Raw genomic sequence first — 18,722 nt, forward strand, 5'->3', positions numbered from 1 at the left:
CGTCAAAAGAGCCAAACATCACCGCTCTTTCAACTCCTTCCAGGCCTCGATGAACTGAAGCAAGCCGCTGTCGAAAACTGCGTAACTCATTGAATCTCAAGTAGTTTTCCGTTTCGACTGCGCCGGAAGTGGGGCGAATTATAGACTTCTAAAATTCGCCGTCAACCCCTAAATCCAACTTTATTCAGATTTCAACGTGATGCGTGCAAATGCCTTCTTGCCCGCCTGGCAAACGTGGGTCGCGCCCAGCACATATATAAAGGAGCGATCAACCACCTCACCATCCACACGCACACCACCGGAAGCCAACAAATCACGCGCAGCCGCCGAGTTCTTCACCAGCCCTGCCTTATTAAGGACGGCCGCAATCGGCATATCTTCAGCAGAGACCAGTTCGATCTCCGGCAGATCATCCGGCAGCTCACCATCCTTCATACGGTTACCAGCAGCGCGATGCGCATTGGCGGCAGCCTCCTCACCGTGGAAGCGAGCGACAATCTCTTCTGCCAGCTTGATCTTGATATCGCGCGGGTTAGCCCCTGCCTCTACATCCGCACGGAAGGCATCGATCTCATCCATCGAACGGAAGCTGAGCAGCTCAAAGTAACGCCACATCAGCGCATCTGGAATCGAAACCAGCTTGCCGTACATCACACCTGGCGCTTCCTGGATACCAACGTAATTGCCCAACGACTTGGACATCTTCTTCACGCCATCCAGACCCTCCAGCAACGGCATGGTCAGAATGCACTGAGCTTCCTGGCCATACCCACGCTGCAGCTCACGCCCCATCAGCAGGTTGAACTTCTGATCGGTACCGCCCAGTTCGACATCCGCGCGCAGAGCAACCGAGTCATAACCCTGAACCAGCGGATAGAGGAACTCATGAATAGCGATCGGCTGATTGGTGGTGTAACGCTTATCGAAGTCATCACGCTCAAGCATACGCGCGACAGTGTATTGCGAAGTCAGACGAATAAAGTCCGCCGGCCCCATCTGATCCATCCAGGTGGAGTTGAACGCAACTTCGGTTTTCGCCGGATCCAGAATCTTGAACACCTGAGACTTGTAGGTCTCGGCGTTTTCCAAAACCTGCTCGCGAGTCAAAGGAGGACGCGTAGCGCTCTTGCCGCTTGGATCACCGATCATCCCGGTGAAGTCACCAATCAGGAAGATCACCTGATGCCCCAATTCCTGGAACTGGCGCAGCTTATTAATAAGCACGGTGTGACCCAAGTGCAGATCCGGGGCGGTTGGATCGAAACCAGCCTTGATACGCAGCGGCTGGCCGCGCTTGAGCTTCTCGATCAGCTCGGACTCGACCAATAGTTCTTCCGCACCACGTTTAATCAGCGCTAGCTGCTCTTCAACCGACTTCATAACAGACCCGCAAGGCTCAGATTCAAAGGGAACCAACCATACAAGATCGTGCACCAATTACAAGTTTTGCCCGGCGCACGGACACCAATCTGCAGACAGGGTGTCTGTAGACTTGCTTCGGGGATGATTTGGTTATATTTTATACAGTTATTTCATCTTCATCATGTCATTCATCTTTTCCAATTCATCTTTTTTCAAAGTCAAAATTACTTATGACCACTGAACCGTCTAAAGCGCCACCGCTTTACCCGAAGACCCACCTGCTTGCCGCAAGTGGAATCGCCGCCCTTCTCAGTCTGGCGCTCCTGGTATTTCCTTCCAGTGATGTTGAAGCCAAAAAGACGACCCTGAGCCTGGAACTGGAAAGTCCTGCTGAACAACTGACACAAGATCAAGACGCTGCTGACGCGATTCAAGCCACAAATGAGCCAGCAGCCTCACCTTTCGCCCAGATCGAAAACAGCACCGAAGAAACCCCGAAAACCGCTGAAGCCGCACCTGCCCCAACTCCGGCTGCAGAGAAACCAAAAGCCCCGGGGCACCGCGAAGTCGTCGTATCCAAAGGCGATACGCTCTCTACATTGTTCGAGAAAGTCGGTCTGCCAGCCGCTGCTGTGCACGAAGTGCTGGCCAGCGACAAACAAGCCAAACAGTTCAGCCAGCTCAAGCACGGCCAGAAGCTGGAGTTCGAACTGAACCCGGAAGGCCAACTGACCAGCCTGCACAGCAAGGTCAGCGATGTCGAAACCATTACCCTGACCAAGAATGACAAGGGCTACGCATTCAACCGCGTAACAGCCAAGCCGACCGTTCGCACGGCTTACGTGCACGGCGTGATCAATAGCTCCCTGTCACAATCCGCTGCCCGCGCAGGCCTGTCCCACAGCCTGACGATGGATATGGCCAGCGTCTTCGGCTACGACGTCGACTTCGCTCAGGACATCCGTCAAGGTGACGAATTCGACGTGATCTACGAGCAGAAAGTGGTCAACGGCAAGGCAGTGGGCACCGGCCCGATTCTGTCTGCACGCTTCACCAACCGCGGCAAGACCTACACCGCCGTGCGTTATACCAACAAACAAGGCAACAGCAGCTATTACACCGCTGATGGCAACAGCATGCGTAAGGCGTTCATCCGTACCCCGGTGGACTTCGCCCGCATCAGTTCGAAATTCTCCATGGGCCGCAAACACCCGATCCTCAACAAGATCCGCGCCCACAAAGGCGTCGATTACGCAGCGCCACGCGGTACGCCAATCAAGGCTGCCGGTGACGGTAAAGTGCTGTTGGCTGGTCGCCGCGGTGGCTACGGCAACACGGTGATCATCCAGCACGGCAACACCTACCGCACGCTGTATGGCCACATGCAAGGCTTCGCCAAAGGCGTGAAAACCGGCGGCAGCGTCAAGCAGGGCCAAGTGATCGGTTACATTGGTACCACCGGCCTGTCCACTGGACCGCACTTGCACTATGAGTTCCAGGTCAACGGTGTTCACGTCGACCCACTGGGCCAGAAGCTGCCGATGGCAGATCCGATCGCCAAGTCCGAGCGCGCACGTTTCCTTGCGCAGAGCCAGCCGCTGATGGCGCGCATGGATCAAGAGAAGGCCACCATGCTGGCTTCGAGCAAGCGCTAAGCCATGGCTCTTTATATCGGCGTGATGTCCGGCACCAGTCTCGATGGGCTGGACATCGCCCTGATCGAGCAGACCTCGGCGATCAAACTGATCGCCACGCTTTACATCCCCATGCCTGAAACCCTGCGCGCCGAGCTGCTTGGCTTGTGCGCCAGCGGCCCCGACGAGATTGCCCGCTCGGCGATCGCCCAGCAGCACTGGGTCAAACTCGCTGCACAGGGCATCCATACCCTCCTCGATCAGCAGCAACTGAAGCCTGAAGCCATTCGTGCAATCGGCAGCCATGGCCAGACCATTCGCCATGAGCCCGCTCGTGGCTTCACAGTGCAGATCGGCAATCCCGCACTACTGACCGAGCTGACCGGCATCACCGTGGTTAGCGACTTCCGCAGCCGCGACGTGGCTGCTGGCGGTCAGGGTGCCCCACTGGTGCCAGCCTTCCATGAGGCTTTGTTCGAAGAGCGTAACGGCAACCGTGCAGTCTTGAATGTCGGCGGTTTCAGCAATCTGAGTCTGATTGAGCCGACCAGGCCTGTAGCCGGTTTCGACTGTGGCCCTGGGAATGTGCTGATGGATGCCTGGATTCATCAGCAACGCGGCGAGAACTATGATCGCAACGGTCAGTGGGCAGCCACCGGCACTGTCGAGCCAGTCTTGCTCAAAGCGCTGCTCAGCGATCCGTTCTTCGTGACCAAAGGCCCAAAGAGTACTGGCCGGGAAGTGTTCAACCTGCCCTGGCTGGAACACCATCTCTCAGAGCTACCGAGCTTCGCTGCTGAAAACGTCCAGGCAACGCTGCTCGAACTGACGGCGCTGACCATTGTCGAGTCGCTGCAAACCGCTCAATCCGATACCCGGGAAATGCTGGTCTGCGGCGGCGGCGCTCACAACGCTACGCTGATGAAACGTCTTGCCGACCTGCTGCCTAACGCCACCGTCGCCAGCACCGCCACTCACGGCGTCGATCCGGACTGGGTCGAGGCAATGGCCTTCGCCTGGCTGGCCCATTGCTGCCTCGAAGGCATTGCCGCCAATCGCCCGAGCGTCACCGGCGCCAAAGGCCTGCGGGTACTCGGCGCCATCTATCCCAACTGAATAAAACGCCAGCAACAAAAAACGCCGCAGAACCGTAAGGCTCTGCGGCGTTTTGTTGTGCGCAGCGAGGTGCGATCAGATCGAGAACGAAGAGCCGCAACCACAGGTCGTGGTGGCGTTCGGGTTCTTGATCACGAAGCGCGAACCTTCCAGACCTTCCTGATAGTCCACTTCGGCACCCGCCAGGTACTGGAAACTCATCGGATCGACCACCAGACTCACGCCTTCGCGCTCGACGATGGTGTCGTCCTCGGCCACATCTTCATCGAAGGTGAAGCCGTACTGAAACCCCGAACAACCGCCGCCCGTAACGAATACGCGCAGCTTCAAGCGATCATTCCCCTCTTCATCGACCAGGCTCTTCACCTTGTGCGCAGCACCTTGGGTGAATTGCAAAGCCGTGGGGGTGAAGGATTCGACGCTCATGCTGACTATCTCCCGGCGTTACGCCGCCATAATGCGTGATGACGCGCATTATCCGCTTGTCCTAGAAAATCGGTCAACTATTGTTACGGTATATCAATAAACCCGACCAACTGCCCAGAATGCAAAAAGGCCCGTTTGACGGGCCTTTTTGCTGTGTTGCCGAACGTGTTACGGCAGCATACCGGCGTGGGACAGACCGAAGCGCTCATCCAGGCCGAACAGAATGTTCATGTTCTGCACCGCCTGACCCGACGCGCCTTTGACCAGGTTGTCGATTACCGACAGCACCACCACCAGATCACCATCCTGCGGACGATGCACAGCGATGCGGCAGACGTTGGCGCCACGCACGCTGCGGGTTTCCGGATGGCTGCCGGCCGGCATCACGTCGACGAACGGCTCGTTGGCATAACGCTTTTCGAACAGTGCCTGCAGATCCACCGAACGATCAACCACGGTCGCGTAGAGCGTGGAATGAATGCCACGAATCATCGGGGTCAGGTGCGGGACGAAGGTCAGACCGACATCCTTACCGGCAGCGCGACGCAGACCCTGGCGAATTTCCGGCAGATGACGGTGACCTTTCACCGCATAAGCCTTCATGCTTTCCGACGTCTCGGAATACAGCGAGCCTACAGAAGCACCGCGACCAGCACCGCTGACGCCGGATTTGCAGTCAGCGATCAGACGCGAAGTATCAGCCAGACCCGCTTCAAGCAGCGGCAGGAAACCCAACTGTGTGGCGGTTGGATAGCAACCCGGTACGGCGATCAGACGCGCCTTCTTGATCTGCTCGCGATTGACTTCCGGCAGGCCGTAGACCGCCTCGTCCAGCAACGCCGGCGCACCGTGTGGCTGTCCGTACCATTTGGCCCATTCTTCAGCGTCCTGCAACCGGAAGTCCGCTGACAGGTCGATGACCTTGGTGCCCACCGCCAACAGTTCACCGGCCAACGCATGGGCAACGCCGTGCGGCGTGGCGAAGAACACAACGTCGCACGCACCCAGGGTTTTGATGTCCGGCACGCTGAACGCCAGACCGTCGTAGTGGCCGCGCAGGTTCGGGTACATGTCAGCCACGGCCAGACCGGCCTCGGATCGGGAAGTGATTACCACCACTTCTGCCTGCGGATGCTGTGCCAACAGACGTAGCAGTTCGACACCGGTGTAACCCGTGCCGCCGACGATACCGACCTTGACCATAAACCTGCCCTCAACGAACCCACTGGAAAGCCGTCGATAATAGGGGCCGCGCGCCCCTGCGACAACCATCAAGGTGACGTGCGGACGCTCAAGCCTCTACTATCCCGGCTACCGTGAACCTGGGAATAACCAAAAATGTTCTATCTGTGGATCAAAGCGTTTCACATCGTCAGTGTCGTGTGCTGGTTTGCCGGGCTGTTCTACTTGCCGCGGCTGTTCGTTTATCACGCGCAAAGTGAAGACGCGATCAGCAAGGAACGCTTCAGCCTCATGGAGCGCAAGCTGTATCGCGGCATCATGGGCCCGGCGATGATCGCCACGCTGATCTTCGGCGGCTGGCTGATCTACCTCAATCCGGGCATCTTCAGCATGGGCGGCTGGATTCACGCCAAGCTGACCCTGGTGGTGCTGCTGATCGGCTACCACCACATGTGCGGCGCGCAGGTAAAACGCTTCGCCCGTGGCGAGAACACCCGCAGCCATGTCTTTTATCGCTGGTTCAATGAAGTGCCGGTTCTGATATTGCTGGCTATCGTAATTCTGGTCGTGGTCAAGCCGTTCTAACTTCATAACAGCATCACACCTCGGGGGATTTCCAATGTCGTTGCCCGCTCTGCTCGAACAACGTCTGCGCTTGCCGGTAGTGGCGGCGCCGATGTTCCTGATCTCCAACCCGGAGCTGGTGCTCGCCTGCTGCCGTAACGGCGTGGTTGGCAGCTTCCCGGCGCTGAACCAGCGTGAAAGCAGCGGCTTCAAGGCCTGGCTGGAGCAGATTGAAGCGGGCCTGGCGACACTGGACAACCCGGCGCCGTATGCAGTGAACCTGATCGTGCACAACAGCAATCCACGCCTGCAGGCGGATCTGAACATCTGCGTCGAGCACAAGGTGCCGATTGTCATCACCAGCCTCGGCGCAGTGAAGGAACTGGTCGATGCCGTGCACAGCTATGGTGGACTGGTGTTCCACGACGTGACCACGCGCCGGCATGCCGAGAAAGCCGCCGAAGCCGGAGTCGACGGCTTGATCGCCGTCGCGGCGGGCGCCGGCGGCCATGCCGGCACCTGGAGTCCGTTTGCACTGATCGCCGAGATCCGTGAATTCTTCGATAAAACCCTGTTGCTTGCCGGATGTCTTAACCACGGCCATGAGATTTTGGCCGCACAGCTGCTCGGCGCGGATTTGGCCTACTTCGGTACGCGATTTATCGGCACCACCGAAAGTCATGCGCCTGACGCCTATAAGGACATGCTGCTGACGGCCAAGGCGGCGGACATCATTCATACTCCTGCAGTCTCTGGCGTACCGGCCAGCTTCATGCGCCAGAGCCTGGAGGCGGCGGGTTTCGACATGGCCGCGCTGCAAGGCAAGGGCGAAGTCAATTTCGGTGACAAGCTCAAACCGATCAACGATGAAGCCAAGGCCTGGAAGACCGTGTGGTCGGCCGGCCAGGGCGTAGGCCAGATCGACGACCTGCCGAGCGTCGACCAGTTGATCGCCCGGCTCGACGCGGAATATCGTCAGGCGCTGGAACGCGCGGCGCAGTTGCCCAAACGCTGGCCGCGCTGAGAAAAATCAGGCCAGTGATCGACCGACTGGCCTTACACTTGCTGACTTTCAATTGATTCGCGACAAGGATGCCCCGACCATGAGCGAACCTCGTTACAAGATCGTTTTCGACGGTGCTCTGCAGCCCGGCGTCGATCTCACCACCGCCAAGCTCAATCTGGCGGCCCTGTTCAAAAGCGATGTTGCCGCCATCGAGCGCCTGTTCAACGGCAGCACCGTCGCCCTCAAACGCGACCTGACCCACAGCGATGCGCAGACTTATCTGCAAGCACTGAGCAAGACCGGGATCGATGCCCGGATCGAAAGCGAAACGGCGATCGAACTGAGTCTGTCGGACGTGCATGAACAACCGGCGACTTTCAACGAACCCGTATCACCCTATGCGCCACCTCGGGCCAATGTCGGCGAAAACCTGCCAGCATTCGCAGTGCTCAAGCCCTTCAGCGTCGAAGGCCGGATCGGTCGCCTGCGGTTTCTGGCCTGGACGATGGTACTGAGCCTGGTGACCCTGCCGATCGTGGGCATATTCGCCCTGCTCGCTCTCGGACTGGTCAGTGGCGACTCCACCACCGGCCTGATCATTGGCGGGATATTCGCGTTCTTCCTGTTCCTCGGCTTCATCATTGTCAGCATTCTGTTCAGCGTACAGCGCCTGCACGATATCGGCTGGTCCGGCTGGCTCTGGCTGCTGAACCTGGTGCCGTTCGTGGGCAGCTTCTTCCCGCTGGTGATCATGGTCGTACCGGGCAACACTGGCGCCAACCGCTACGGCCCGCCGCCGCCACCCAACAGTACCGCGGTCAAAGTGTTGTGCTCGTTGTGGATCGTGTTCTTCGCCCTGGTATTTGCCGGCGGCATGCTCGGCGGTATCTCGGCGATCCAGCAGGAATACGAAAGCAACCTTGAGAGCAGCTACGAAAGCGGCTCGGTCACCACCGATGAAGTCGAGGTCGAGACTGAACCGGCGAATTCCGTGGACGATGCAGCCGAAGCGGCTTCGGCCCCTGTAGACTCTGCGAAAGAATGAACAACGCTCCCCGCCGTGACACCTGCGTCGCTGGCGCGGAGCTGTTGCGATGGAGAATTGCATGACCCGTTACGCTCTGATCACCGGCGCCTCCAGCGGCATCGGCCTGGCCATGGCCGAAGCGCTGGCCCGGCGCGGTCGCAGCCTGATTCTGGTGGCCCGCCAGCGTGATCAGCTGGAAAGTATCGCGATCGAACTGACCCAGCGCTTTGGCGTGGAGGTGTTGTTCCGCGCCTGCGACCTGGGCGAGCCATTGCGCTTGTCCGGCTTCCTGCTGGAACTGGAAGAAGGCGACCGGCAGATCGATCTGCTGGTCAATTGCGCCGGCATCGGCACCTGCGGCCCGTTCCTCGCCCAGGACTGGATGACCGAGCAGGATCTGATCGAAGTCAATATCCTCGCCCTCACCCGCCTGTGCCACGCCATCGGCAACAGCATGGCGCTGCAGGGCGGCGGACAGATCCTCAACGTCGCCTCGGTAGCGGCGTTCAATCCCGGCCCGTGGATGAGCACTTACTACGCCAGCAAGGCTTACGTATTGCACTTCTCCGAAGCGCTGCGGGTTGAACTGAAACAGAGCGCGGTCAAAGTCTCGGTACTTTGCCCCGGCCCGACCCGCACCGCTTTCTTCCGCACCGCGCAGCTCAATAGCGACAAACTCAAGGACAGCAAACTGCTGATGAGCCCCGAGGAAGTCGCGCTGTACACCGTGCGTGCACTGGAGAAAAACCGCGCCATCATCATTCCGGGACGACGCAACCGGTGGCTGGCCTTCCTGCCACGCCTCGGCTCGCGCTGGCTCAATCGCACCATCGTCGGCATGGTCAACAAGGCTTACTGCCCGCGCTGAACTGTCCTACGGCAAAACACTGGGCGGGGTCATTTCCCATGAGTACACTCAGGCCAGCCCCCACAACGGAGAAAACAGCAGTGGATACTCTGTTCACCAAGATCATCAACCGGGAGATCCCGGCCAAGATCATTTACGAGGACGACCAGGTTCTGGCGTTCCACGACATCGCCCCTCAGGCACCGGTGCATTTTCTGGTGATCCCGAAGAAACCGGTGCGCACCCTCAACGACCTGACCGAAGACGACAAGGCACTGGCCGGGCACATTCTGTTCACTGCCCAGCGTCTGGCGCTGGAGCTGGGCTGCGAGGAAGGCTTCCGGGTGGTGATGAACTGCAATGAAAAAGGTGGCCAGACCGTCTATCACATTCATATGCACGTACTTGGTCAGCGCCAGATGAACTGGCCGCCGGGCTGATTCACTGCATCCGCCCCTGTAGGAGCGGGCTTGCTCGCGAAAGCGGAGTGTCTGACATTGATATTCTGAAGGTGCCGACGCCTTCGCGAGCAAGCCCGCTCCCACCAAAAGCATGACCGCGTGGCAAATGACCCAGCGCAAACCTTCCCCGGCCGATTCGGTTAAACTGGCGGTCGAGATTTTTCCCGGAGGTCAGCATGACTACCCAACGTCACTACTCGCCGATTGACCGTCTTCTGCTGCAAGCCGATGCCGCGATGCGTACCCTGCTGCCTTTCAGCGGCCAGCCGTACCGTCCGTCGCCTGCCATCGTGCAGCCGGATGTGCAGATGAGCGATGAAGACACCCGCCACGTCGCCGGCCTGATGCGCATCAACCACACCGGTGAAGTCTGCGCCCAGGCGCTGTATCAGGGGCAGGCGCTGACCGCCAAGTTGCCGCAGGTGCGTGCTGCCATGGAGCACGCCGCCGAAGAAGAAATCGATCACCTGGTGTGGTGCGAACAGCGCATCCATCAACTGGGCAGCCATACCAGCGTGCTCAATCCGCTGTTCTATGGAATGTCGTTCGGCATCGGCGCTGTAGCTGGTCTGATCAGTGACAAGGTCAGCCTTGGCTTCGTCGCGGCCACCGAGCATCAGGTGTGCAAACACTTGAACGAGCACCTGGAACAATTGCCGGCCGAGGACGAAAAGTCCCGGGCGATTCTGGAACAGATGTGCATTGATGAAGAGCATCATGCGGAGAGTGCACTGGATGCGGGTGGTTTCCGTTTTCCGGCGCCGGTGAAGTTCGGGATGAGTCTGTTGGCGAAGGTGATGACCAAGAGTACCTACAGGATCTGACTTCAGTGTTGTCTGGCAGGGCCCCTTCGCGAGCAAGCTCGCTCCCACAGGGTTCTGTTTCGGTAATAAAAAAGGCGACTACCGCACGGTAGTCGCCTTTTTTGTGCCCGGGAATCTTACGCCGGCATGTTGCGCGCGTAGAAGATTTCCAGCATTTCGTGTTTCACACGCTCGGTCACCTGAGCACGCTGCTCGGAGGACAGGTTGCTGGTGGCGTCGCCGAACAGGTAGTTATCCAGTTCGAAGTTCTTCAGCAGCATTTTGGTGTGGAACAGGTTTTCCTGGTACACGTTCACGTCGGTCATCTGGTACGCGTCGCGAGTGTCTTCGGAAAGGTAGTTCTGGATCGAGTTGATCTCGTGGTCGATGAAGTGCTTGTTGCCTTCAACGTCACGGGTGAAGCCGCGCACACGGTAATCCACAGTCACGATGTCCGAATCGAACTGGTGAATGAGGAAGTTGAGCGCTTTAAGCGGTGAAATGACACCACAGGTCGACACGTCGATGTCCACACGGAACGTCGCAATACCGGCGTCCGGATGGATTTCCGGATAGGTATGCACCGTGATGTGACTCTTGTCGAGGTGGGCAAGGATGATTTCGGGCAATGGACCCGGGGACTCTTCGATCTGGCTGTCAGTCGGGGTCACCGGCTCTTCCGAGATCAGAATCGTGACGCTGGCACCCTGAGGCTCATAGTTCTGACTCGCGATGTTCAGAATGTTGGCACCAATGATTTCGACAACTTCCGTGAGGATCTGCGTCAGGCGTTCGGCGTTGTACTCTTGATTGATGTACTCGACGTAAGCCTGCTGGTCTTGCGGGGTTTCCGCGTAGCAGATGTCATAGATGTTGAAGCTCAAGGTCTTTGTCAGGTTATTGAACCCGTGGAGCTTGAGTTTGCTTTTCACCGTTAAAAACTCTCTATGTATGCGGCGCAGCCGCGTGATCAAGCATGCCCGTCAAGTGCGAACAACGCACCTGCGTAGGACGGTTAACACCTCTTCGCGATGGCGATTTTGGTTATCTGTTCAGGCGGACGATCCGTCGGTTGACCGATCACTGCCCTGAAAAAAGTGGCGCATTATGCAGACGTCAGCGAGGGATCGCCAGAGTCTGCACTGCTTTTATGATAGTTGAATGTCGATTCAACCGAGCTCGACGATTTCATAATCGTGAGTGATCGCCACGCCGGCCGCGCCGAGCATGATCGAGGCCGAGCAATACTTCTCGGCAGACAGTTCGATGGCGCGCTTGACCTGGGCTTCTTTCAGGCCACGGCCCTTGACCACGAAGTGCATGTGGATCTTGGTGAACACCTTCGGATCTTCGGTCGCGCGCTCGGCTTCGAGGAACGCTTCGCAGCTTTCAACCGCCTGACGCGACTTCTTCAGGATGCTGACCACGTCGAAGTTGCTGCAACCGCCAACGCCCAGCAGGAGCATTTCCATCGGGCGAACACCCAGATTACGACCACCGGCGTCCGGCGGTCCGTCCATGACCACAACATGTCCGCTACCGGATTCGCCGAGGAACATGGCTTCGCCAGCCCATTGGATGCGTGCCTTCATCGCCAAGACTCCACTGTAGAAAAAAGGGTCGCCAGCTTAGCACAGGCCTTTGCTCTGGCAGCGCCCGGCGTTCCTAGGACGGATGCCTCAGCTGCGTAGGTAATTTCTCGAATTTTCGACGAAGTGTCTGGTAAGCTGGCGCCAATTCGCTGGCGCCAATTGTCAGCCTGTGTAGCGACCGCCTTCAACGCCTCATAAAAAAATCAAACATCACCGTGCAGTCTTTTCGGGATACAACCATGGTTGCTATTACCCCCACACCCAAAATCAAGAACCTCGACAAGCTGTTGATGCATTGCCAGCGCCGTCGCCATGCGGCCAAGAGCAACATCATCTGCGCCGGCGATCGCTCGGACACGCTGTACTTCATCATCAAAGGTTCGGTCACCATCTTGATCGAAGATGACGACGGCCGCGAAATGATCATCGCCTACCTCAACGCCGGGGACTTCTTCGGCGAGCTGGGTCTGTTCGAACAGGCAGGCCAGGAACAGCAACGCAGCGCATGGGTGCGGGCCAAGGTCGAATGCGAAATCGCCGAAATCAGCTACGTGAAGTTCCGCGAACTGTCGCAGCAGGATCCAGACATTCTTTACGTCCTCAGCGGACAAATCGCCCAACGTCTGCGCAATACCACGCGCAAGGTCGGCGACCTGGCGTTCTTCGACGTTACCGGTCGCGTGGCCCGCTGCCTGCTGGAGCTGTGTAAGCAGCCCGACGCGATGACCCACCCGGACGGCATGCAGATCAAGGTGACCCGTCAGGAAATCGGCCGGATTGTCGGTTGTTCGCGGGAGATGGTCGGTCGCGTGCTCAAGGATCTTGAAGAACGCAACCTGGTCGATGTGAAAGGCAAGACCATGGTGGTCTTCGGCACGCGCTAAGCGCACAAAATCAGGCGCTGTAGACCTGCGCCAGCATCAGACGAAACAGCTCATCCAGACGCGCCAAAGCCGTTGGCGCGACGAACTTCTCATGCAGGGCGATGTGGCTTTCGGCGCGCACCCGCTGCTCCAGACCGCAAGCCTCGTTGAAGCGATTGACCGCTGCAACCATCGACTCGCGCTCGTTATCCATCAGCATCGCCCCGTGCACCAGCCCCACCGGACGCTGCCCGCCCTGACTCTGGCGCCAGCGCTGAGCGGTGCCGACCATCTTGCGGCCGTCGAGATTGACGTTGAAACGACCGTCGCAGAACGCGCCGTCGATTTCGCCCAACGACGACACACCACCCAACTCATCGAGCAATTCACAGATCGGATCACACAGGCGCCGGTAACCGGTTTCGATGCGGTTCAGATCGCCCTCGCTGCGGGGCGGGGCGTAAACCAATGCGATGTTGATGGTTGAAGCGGATTGCGGGACCGGTTCACCGCCGGTTTCCCGCAGCAAGACTGGCCAGCCGGCAGCAGCGGAGACTTCACAGGCGTGGTCAAAACCGGGCAGACGATTGAGCCGGCGCGGCATGACCAGAGCGCAATCGCTCGGTTGCCAGAACAGCAGGCCGAATTCGGCGTCGCCGGCGCAGATCGAGGCCAACAGGTCTTGCTCGGCCTTGAGGCCGGCTTCGATGGTCAGGGGGGTTGGCAGCGACATGGAGAACTCCGGCAGATCGTAAATCTTCGGGAAATTTGAAGGCCCTTTCGCGAGCAAGCCCGCTCCCACAGGGGGAAATGCATTCCAAATGTGGGAGCGGGCTTGCTCGCGAAGGGGTCGACTCGGTCTAACGGCAATCAGTCGAGAGTCGAACCACTGACCGGAACGCCACGCTCCGGGAAGAACAGGCGCTGCAGTTCGGTGCCCGGGCTTTCCGCGCGCATGAACGCTTCGCCCACCAGGAACGCATAAACGTCGCTGATTTCCATCAACTCGACATCGGCACGGTTGAGGATGCCGCTCTCGGTAATCACCATACGGTCGCGCGGGATGCGCGGCAGCAGGTCGAGGGTGGTTTCCAGGCTGACGTCGAAGGTGTGCAGGTTGCGGTTGTTGACCCCGACCAGCGGCGTGTCGAGGGTTTTCAGTGCGCGTTCCAGCTCATCGCCATCGTGCACTTCCACCAGCACATCGAGACCCACGCCTTTGGCCACCGAGGCCAGCTCAGCCATTTTCACGTCGTCCAGTGCGGAGACGATCAACAGCACGCAGTCGGCGCCCAGCGCGCGGGCTTCGACGATCTGGTACGGATCGATCATGAAGTCCTTGCGGATCACCGGCAATTTGCACGCGGCGCGGGCCTGTTGCAGGTAGGCATCGGCGCCCTGGAAGTAGTCGATATCAGTCAGTACGGACAGACAGGTCGCACCGCCCTTCTCGTAGCTCTTGGCAATGTCGGCAGGCACGAAGTTCTCGCGGATCACGCCTTTGCTCGGCGAAGCCTTTTTGATTTCGGCGATCACCGCCGGTTGCTTCTTCTTGGCCTGCGCCAGCAATGCCTGGGCAAAACCACGGGGTGCATCGGCCGCCTTGGCCAGACTTTCCAGCTCGCTCAGGCTGACGCGAGCGCTACGCTCGGCGACTTCCTGGACTTTGCGCGCCAGAATGTTTTCCAGAACCGTCGGTACACTCATCCCTCATTCTCCACTTTGAATACCGCGGTAAAGGCACCCAACTCCTCGAGTTTTTCCCGAGCAAGACCGGTGTGCAGAGCATCGTGCGCAAGTGCCACGCCTTCTTTGAGACTGGTCGCCAGGTCAGCCGCGTACAGCGCCGCACCGGCATTGAGCACAATCATTTCGGCAGCTTTCTGGCCGTTCTCGGTCTTGCGCTTGCCCAGCGCATCGCGAATCAGCGCCAACGACGCTTCCGGGCCTTCGACCGAGAGGCCGTGCAGGCTCTGGCTCTTCATGCCCAGATCTTCCGGCTCGACCCAATATTCGGTGATTTCGTTGTTCTTCAGTTCAGCGACGAAGGTCGGCGCGGCGAGACTGAACTCGTCCAGACCGTCCTTCGAATGCACCACCAGTACGTGCTTGCTGCCCAGGCGCTGCAAGACTTCGGCCAATGGCCGGCACAGCGCGGGCGTAAACACGCCCACCACCTGATGTTTGACACCGGCCGGATTCGTAAGCGGGCCGAGCATGTTGAACAGCGTACGCAGGCCGAGATCGCGACGCGGGCCAGCGGCGTACTTCATGGCTTTGTGATGAGTCTGGGCAAACATGAAACCGATGCCGACGTTGTCGATGCAACGGGCGACCTGTACCGGCGTCAGGTTCAGGTAGATGCCGGCTGCTTCGAGCAAGTCGGCGCTGCCGCTCTTGCCCGATACCGCGCGGTTGCCGTGCTTGGCCACGGTACAACCGGCTGCCGCGACGACAAACGCGGACGCCGTCGACACGTTGAAAATGTTCGCACCGTCACCGCCAGTGCCGACCACATCGACCACGCCGTCGAGGGTCTTGAGTTCGACCTGATCGGCCAGCTCACGCATCACCGAAACGGCGCCGACGATTTCATCGATGCTCTCGCTCTTCATGCGCATGGCCATCATGAATGCGCCGATCTGCGCCTCGGTGCATTGACCGGTCATGATTTCGCGCATCACGTCGCGCATTTCTTCGGTGCTGAGGTCGAGGTGTTCGACGATACGGCTCAGGGCTGTCTTGATATTCATGGGAAGTCCTTAGCGCGTGCCGCCGGTTTGTTTGAGGAAGTTGGCAAACAGTTCATGGCCCTGCTCGGTCAGGATCGACTCAGGGTGGAACTGCACGCCCTCAATGTTCAGGGTCTTGTGCCGCAGGCCCATGATTTCGTCGACCGAGCCGTCGTCGTGCTGGGTCCACGCGGTCAGCTCCAGGCACTCGGGCAAAGTATCGTGCTTGACGATCAGCGAGTGGTAGCGGGTAACCGTCAGCGGATGATTCAGACCGGCGAAAACGCCCTTGTCCTCGTGGAATACCGGACTAGTCTTACCGTGCATCACCTGACGGGCACGCACGACATCGCCGCCGAACGCTTGGCCAATCGATTGATGGCCGAGGCAGACGCCGAGGATCGGCAATTTGCCGGCGAAATGCTTGATGGCTTCGATGGAAATGCCGGCTTCGGTCGGCGTGCACGGGCCTGGCGAGACCACGATGCGCTCGGGGTTGAGCGCTTCGATTTCGGCGACGGTCAGTTCGTCGTTGCGCACGACTTTGACCTCGGCACCCAGCTCGCCGAGGTACTGCACAACGTTGTAAGTAAAGGAGTCGTAGTTGTCGATCATCAGCAACATGGCGTTTCGAACCTCTTGAATTCTGACTTGAAGACAGCCTTCGAATGACTTGCCCGCAGGGCGCTGCACGATGTCGGACGCGCAGGTGGCGTCGGCACAGCGGCATTTCAAACGGGTAAGGAAGGCAAAGCGATACAGATCCGGCCGGGCCGGCAGAAAAGATTCAGGCGCGCCAACGCCAACGGGCGTGTGCCTTGATGACTTGATCCAGAAGTTTGCTGACGATCAACACGGGGAAGGTCTCGTTCATACGTTCCGGCACAGTAACTTAGCTGGACGGAGCGTGCAATATGGCGGGGCTGACGGGGGACAAAACTAAGGGAGGCTTCGCGACCGATGGCAAAACGCCGGGAGTTTTTGGTACTGTCGTTTCGTTCACCTACAACAATAAATAAACGGACTTGCTCATGATCAAACAGACGTTGTTTGTACCGCTCGCCGGTTGCCTGCTCGCCATGGCTTGCGCCCAGGCGTACGCAGCACCCGCGCCCTACTCCAACTTCATCGTCTTCGGCGACAGCCTGAACGATGCCGGGACCTTCAAGGACAGCGGCGGCCCGGCCGGCGCCACGCAACGCTACACCAACCGCACCGGCCCGCTGTACAAGGACGGCACCGGAGAAAACCGTGACCTCAACGCCACCCAGATCATCGGCGGCAAACTGGGTTTCAACCCCGACCAGACCGCCTCCTCGTCCTCGGCCGTGCGCGCCGGTGAAGGTCTGGCCGATGGCAACAACTGGGCGGTGGGCGGTTACCGTACCGACCAGATCCTCGACTCGATCACCACCCAGTCCGCCACCGGCGAACGCACCCGCAGCGGTTACCTGCCGTCGAACGGCTTCCGTGCCGACCCGAACGCGCTGTATTACCTGTCGGGGGGCGGCAACGATTTCCTTCAAGGCCGCGTACTCAGTCTCGATCAGGCCAGCGCCGCAGCCGATCGCCTGGCCGACAGCGCCCGCACGCTGCAAGGCGCCGGCGCCAAATACATCATGGTCTGGCTGCTGCCGGACATCGGCCTGACCCCGGCCATCAACGGCTCGCCGCTGCAGGGTTTCACCTCGCAGCTCAGCGCCCAGTTCAACACCGAGCTGGTCAAGCAGTTGCAGGGCATCAACGCCGAAATCATCCCGCTGAACATCCCGGTGCTGCTCAAAGAAGCGTTCGCCAACCCGGCGCAGTTCGGCCTCGCGACCGACCAGAACCTGACGGCCACCTGCTTCAGCGGCAACAGTTGCACCGAGAACGCCCGATACGGCATCAACAGCGCTACGCCGGATCCGACCAAGCTGATCTACAACGACGCAGTGCACCCGACCGAAGCCGGCCAGCGCTTGATTGCCGACTACGCCTACTCGCTGCTCGCCGCCCCTTGGGAGCTGACCCTGCTGCCGGAAATGGCCCAGGGTTCGTTGCGCGCGCATCAGGATGAACTGCGCAATCAATGGCTGGCCGATTGGGAAAACTGGCAAGCCGTGGGCCAATGGCGCGCCATCGTTGCCGGCGGCGGTCAACATCAGGACTTCGACGGCCAACACAGCGCCGCCAGTGCCGACGGCAACGGCTACAACCTGAACATCGGCGGCAGCTATCGCGTCAACGAAGCCTGGCGCGTCGGTTTGGCCGCAGGTTTCTATAACCAGAAACTCGAAGCCGGCGACGCCGACTCGGAATACAAACTCAACTCCTACATGGGCACCGCGTTCGCCCAGTATCAGCAAAACCGCTGGTGGGGCGATCTGGCGATGACCGCCGGCAAACTCGACTACGACAGCCTCAAGCGTAAATTCCAGCTTGGGGTCAACGAGCGCGGAGAGAAAGGCGATACCGACGGTTACGTGCTGGCGATCAGCGGCCGCCTCGGCTACGACATCGCGCAGCAGGCCAGCAGCCCGTGGCACCTGTCGCCGTTCGTCAGCGCCGACTTTGGCAAGACCGAAGTCGATGGCTACTCGGAAAAAGGCGCGGATTCCACAGCGCTGACCTTCGATGACCAGTCGCGCAACTCGCGGCGTCTGGGCGTGGGTATCCAAGGCAAGTACCAGATCACCGCGCAGACTGAAGTGTTCGGTGAGTTCGCTCACGAACGTGAGTACAACGACGACCGCCAGGATCTGACCATCAACCTCAACAGCCTGCCGGGCAACCGTTTCACGCTCGAAGGCTACGAGCCGCAGACCAACCTCAATCGCCTGAACCTGGGCGTGAGCCATAAGCTCACGCAGGATTTGGCGTTGCGCGCCAGCTACAACGTGCGCAAGGATGATGACTTTACCCAGCAGGGGGTGAACGTCGGGGTCAGTCTCGATTTCTGATCTGCTGGCATAAAAAACGCGGCGCCCTCACAGGCGCCGCGTTTTTTTATGGCTGATCACAACACAATGTGGGAGCGGGCTTGCTCGCGAAAGCGGTGTATCAGCCGACATCCATTTTGAATGCCAGCCCGTATTCGCGAGCAAGCCCGCTCCCACAGGGGGATT

General features: G+C 59.2%; 19 protein-coding genes. 10 read left to right on the plus strand and 9 right to left on the minus strand.

The window, feature by feature from the left end:
* Positions 1–180 precede the first annotated feature (180 nt).
* On the minus strand, positions 181–1,380 hold the full coding sequence (tyrS, locus tag KCG87_RS00005) for a tyrosine--tRNA ligase (RefSeq protein WP_098965875.1): 1,200 nt from the start codon (positions 1,378–1,380) through the stop codon (positions 181–183).
* 212 nt (positions 1,381–1,592) lie between these two features.
* Between tyrS and KCG87_RS00010 the strand changes: the two genes are divergently transcribed.
* Both KCG87_RS00010 and KCG87_RS00015 read left to right on the plus strand, forming a co-directional pair.
* Positions 1,593–3,017, plus strand: a complete 1,425-nt coding sequence (locus KCG87_RS00010) for a peptidoglycan DD-metalloendopeptidase family protein (protein ID WP_210556576.1) — start codon at positions 1,593–1,595, stop codon at positions 3,015–3,017.
* A gap of 3 nt (positions 3,018–3,020) precedes the next feature.
* The gene (locus tag KCG87_RS00015; RefSeq protein WP_210556573.1) at positions 3,021–4,112 is read left to right on the plus strand and encodes an anhydro-N-acetylmuramic acid kinase; all 1,092 of its coding nucleotides are present in this window, start codon (positions 3,021–3,023) and stop codon (positions 4,110–4,112) included.
* A gap of 75 nt (positions 4,113–4,187) precedes the next feature.
* Here KCG87_RS00015 and erpA read toward each other — a convergent pair whose 3' ends face one another.
* Both erpA and argC read right to left on the minus strand, forming a co-directional pair.
* Positions 4,188–4,538: an iron-sulfur cluster insertion protein ErpA gene (gene erpA / locus KCG87_RS00020; protein ID WP_003228776.1), complete on the minus strand. Its 351-nt coding sequence runs from the start codon at positions 4,536–4,538 to the stop codon at positions 4,188–4,190.
* A gap of 168 nt (positions 4,539–4,706) precedes the next feature.
* On the minus strand, positions 4,707–5,741 hold the full coding sequence (gene argC, locus KCG87_RS00025; RefSeq protein ID WP_210556571.1) for an N-acetyl-gamma-glutamyl-phosphate reductase: 1,035 nt from the start codon (positions 5,739–5,741) through the stop codon (positions 4,707–4,709).
* Positions 5,742–5,876: 135 nt separating this feature from the next.
* Here argC and hemJ point away from each other — a divergent pair, with 135 nt between their 5' ends.
* The 6 genes from hemJ (at position 5,877) to coq7 (ending at position 10,449) form a co-directional block, all read left to right on the plus strand.
* The gene (gene hemJ / locus KCG87_RS00030; RefSeq protein WP_210556569.1) at positions 5,877–6,305 is read left to right on the plus strand and encodes a protoporphyrinogen oxidase HemJ; all 429 of its coding nucleotides are present in this window, start codon (positions 5,877–5,879) and stop codon (positions 6,303–6,305) included.
* A gap of 34 nt (positions 6,306–6,339) precedes the next feature.
* On the plus strand, positions 6,340–7,308 hold the full coding sequence (locus KCG87_RS00035) for a nitronate monooxygenase family protein (RefSeq protein ID WP_210556567.1): 969 nt from the start codon (positions 6,340–6,342) through the stop codon (positions 7,306–7,308).
* 79 nt (positions 7,309–7,387) lie between these two features.
* On the plus strand, positions 7,388–8,335 hold the full coding sequence (locus tag KCG87_RS00040; protein WP_210556566.1) for a DUF805 domain-containing protein: 948 nt from the start codon (positions 7,388–7,390) through the stop codon (positions 8,333–8,335).
* Positions 8,336–8,396: 61 nt separating this feature from the next.
* The gene (locus tag KCG87_RS00045; RefSeq protein WP_027610739.1) at positions 8,397–9,185 is read left to right on the plus strand and encodes an SDR family oxidoreductase; all 789 of its coding nucleotides are present in this window, start codon (positions 8,397–8,399) and stop codon (positions 9,183–9,185) included.
* Between the two features lie 80 nt (positions 9,186–9,265).
* Positions 9,266–9,604, plus strand: a complete 339-nt coding sequence (locus KCG87_RS00050; RefSeq protein WP_003228789.1) for a histidine triad nucleotide-binding protein — start codon at positions 9,266–9,268, stop codon at positions 9,602–9,604.
* A gap of 197 nt (positions 9,605–9,801) precedes the next feature.
* Positions 9,802–10,449: a 2-polyprenyl-3-methyl-6-methoxy-1,4-benzoquinone monooxygenase gene (coq7, locus tag KCG87_RS00055; RefSeq protein WP_210556564.1), complete on the plus strand. Its 648-nt coding sequence runs from the start codon at positions 9,802–9,804 to the stop codon at positions 10,447–10,449.
* 116 nt (positions 10,450–10,565) lie between these two features.
* Here the strand turns inward: coq7 and speD are convergent, their stop codons facing one another.
* Both speD and KCG87_RS00065 read right to left on the minus strand, forming a co-directional pair.
* On the minus strand, positions 10,566–11,360 hold the full coding sequence (gene speD, locus KCG87_RS00060; protein ID WP_027610737.1) for an adenosylmethionine decarboxylase: 795 nt from the start codon (positions 11,358–11,360) through the stop codon (positions 10,566–10,568).
* Between the two features lie 237 nt (positions 11,361–11,597).
* A complete protein-coding gene (locus tag KCG87_RS00065; RefSeq protein WP_003228794.1) occupies positions 11,598–12,020 on the minus strand; it encodes an OsmC family protein in 423 nt (140 codons plus the stop codon).
* A 239-nt stretch (positions 12,021–12,259) separates the two neighbouring features.
* Here KCG87_RS00065 and crp point away from each other — a divergent pair, with 239 nt between their 5' ends.
* Positions 12,260–12,904 carry a cAMP-activated global transcriptional regulator CRP gene (gene crp / locus KCG87_RS00070; protein ID WP_007966430.1) on the plus strand — a complete coding sequence of 215 codons (645 nt, stop codon included), beginning with the start codon at positions 12,260–12,262 and terminating at the stop codon, positions 12,902–12,904.
* A 10-nt stretch (positions 12,905–12,914) separates the two neighbouring features.
* Here the strand turns inward: crp and KCG87_RS00075 are convergent, their stop codons facing one another.
* The 4 genes from KCG87_RS00075 to KCG87_RS00090 form a co-directional block, all read right to left on the minus strand.
* On the minus strand, positions 12,915–13,616 hold the full coding sequence (locus tag KCG87_RS00075; protein WP_098965890.1) for a lipoate--protein ligase family protein: 702 nt from the start codon (positions 13,614–13,616) through the stop codon (positions 12,915–12,917).
* A gap of 137 nt (positions 13,617–13,753) precedes the next feature.
* Entirely contained in the window at positions 13,754–14,590 is an 837-nt protein-coding gene (gene trpC / locus KCG87_RS00080; protein ID WP_097089157.1) for an indole-3-glycerol phosphate synthase TrpC, read from the minus strand.
* Complete coding sequence (gene trpD / locus KCG87_RS00085) at positions 14,587–15,636, minus strand: anthranilate phosphoribosyltransferase (RefSeq protein WP_003228800.1); 1,050 nt, start codon at positions 15,634–15,636, stop codon at positions 14,587–14,589. The genes trpC and trpD overlap by 4 nt, the downstream gene beginning before the upstream one ends.
* Positions 15,637–15,645: 9 nt before the next feature.
* On the minus strand, positions 15,646–16,239 hold the full coding sequence (locus tag KCG87_RS00090) for an aminodeoxychorismate/anthranilate synthase component II (protein WP_047596412.1): 594 nt from the start codon (positions 16,237–16,239) through the stop codon (positions 15,646–15,648).
* A gap of 407 nt (positions 16,240–16,646) precedes the next feature.
* Here KCG87_RS00090 and estP point away from each other — a divergent pair, with 407 nt between their 5' ends.
* Positions 16,647–18,557 carry an esterase EstP gene (gene estP, locus KCG87_RS00095; RefSeq protein ID WP_134787463.1) on the plus strand — a complete coding sequence of 637 codons (1,911 nt, stop codon included), beginning with the start codon at positions 16,647–16,649 and terminating at the stop codon, positions 18,555–18,557.
* Positions 18,558–18,722 lie beyond the last annotated feature (165 nt).

Origin of the sequence: Pseudomonas sp. MWU347 (assembly GCF_017947305.1) — a bacterium.
GTDB classification, from domain to species: domain Bacteria; phylum Pseudomonadota; class Gammaproteobacteria; order Pseudomonadales; family Pseudomonadaceae; genus Aquipseudomonas; species Aquipseudomonas putida_A.

Bases quoted from the DNA above. Each gene is read 5' to 3' on its own strand.
- tyrS (WP_098965875.1), bottom strand. From the start codon at position 1,380: ATGAAGTCGGTTGAAGAGCAGCTAGCGCTGATTAAACGTGGTGCGGAA.
- KCG87_RS00075 (WP_098965890.1), bottom strand. From the start codon at position 13,616: ATGTCGCTGCCAACCCCCCTGACCATCGAAGCCGGCCTCAAGGCCGAG.
- hemJ (WP_210556569.1), top strand. From the start codon at position 5,877: ATGTTCTATCTGTGGATCAAAGCGTTTCACATCGTCAGTGTCGTGTGC.
- KCG87_RS00010 (WP_210556576.1), top strand. From the start codon at position 1,593: ATGACCACTGAACCGTCTAAAGCGCCACCGCTTTACCCGAAGACCCAC.
- KCG87_RS00090 (WP_047596412.1), bottom strand. From the start codon at position 16,239: ATGTTGCTGATGATCGACAACTACGACTCCTTTACTTACAACGTTGTG.
- trpD (WP_003228800.1), bottom strand. From the start codon at position 15,636: ATGAATATCAAGACAGCCCTGAGCCGTATCGTCGAACACCTCGACCTC.
- trpC (WP_097089157.1), bottom strand. From the start codon at position 14,590: ATGAGTGTACCGACGGTTCTGGAAAACATTCTGGCGCGCAAAGTCCAG.
- KCG87_RS00035 (WP_210556567.1), top strand. From the start codon at position 6,340: ATGTCGTTGCCCGCTCTGCTCGAACAACGTCTGCGCTTGCCGGTAGTG.
- argC (WP_210556571.1), bottom strand. From the start codon at position 5,741: ATGGTCAAGGTCGGTATCGTCGGCGGCACGGGTTACACCGGTGTCGAA.
- KCG87_RS00015 (WP_210556573.1), top strand. From the start codon at position 3,021: ATGGCTCTTTATATCGGCGTGATGTCCGGCACCAGTCTCGATGGGCTG.
- KCG87_RS00040 (WP_210556566.1), top strand. From the start codon at position 7,388: ATGAGCGAACCTCGTTACAAGATCGTTTTCGACGGTGCTCTGCAGCCC.
- crp (WP_007966430.1), top strand. From the start codon at position 12,260: ATGGTTGCTATTACCCCCACACCCAAAATCAAGAACCTCGACAAGCTG.
- estP (WP_134787463.1), top strand. From the start codon at position 16,647: ATGATCAAACAGACGTTGTTTGTACCGCTCGCCGGTTGCCTGCTCGCC.
- KCG87_RS00065 (WP_003228794.1), bottom strand. From the start codon at position 12,020: ATGAAGGCACGCATCCAATGGGCTGGCGAAGCCATGTTCCTCGGCGAA.
- KCG87_RS00045 (WP_027610739.1), top strand. From the start codon at position 8,397: ATGACCCGTTACGCTCTGATCACCGGCGCCTCCAGCGGCATCGGCCTG.
- erpA (WP_003228776.1), bottom strand. From the start codon at position 4,538: ATGAGCGTCGAATCCTTCACCCCCACGGCTTTGCAATTCACCCAAGGT.
- coq7 (WP_210556564.1), top strand. From the start codon at position 9,802: ATGACTACCCAACGTCACTACTCGCCGATTGACCGTCTTCTGCTGCAA.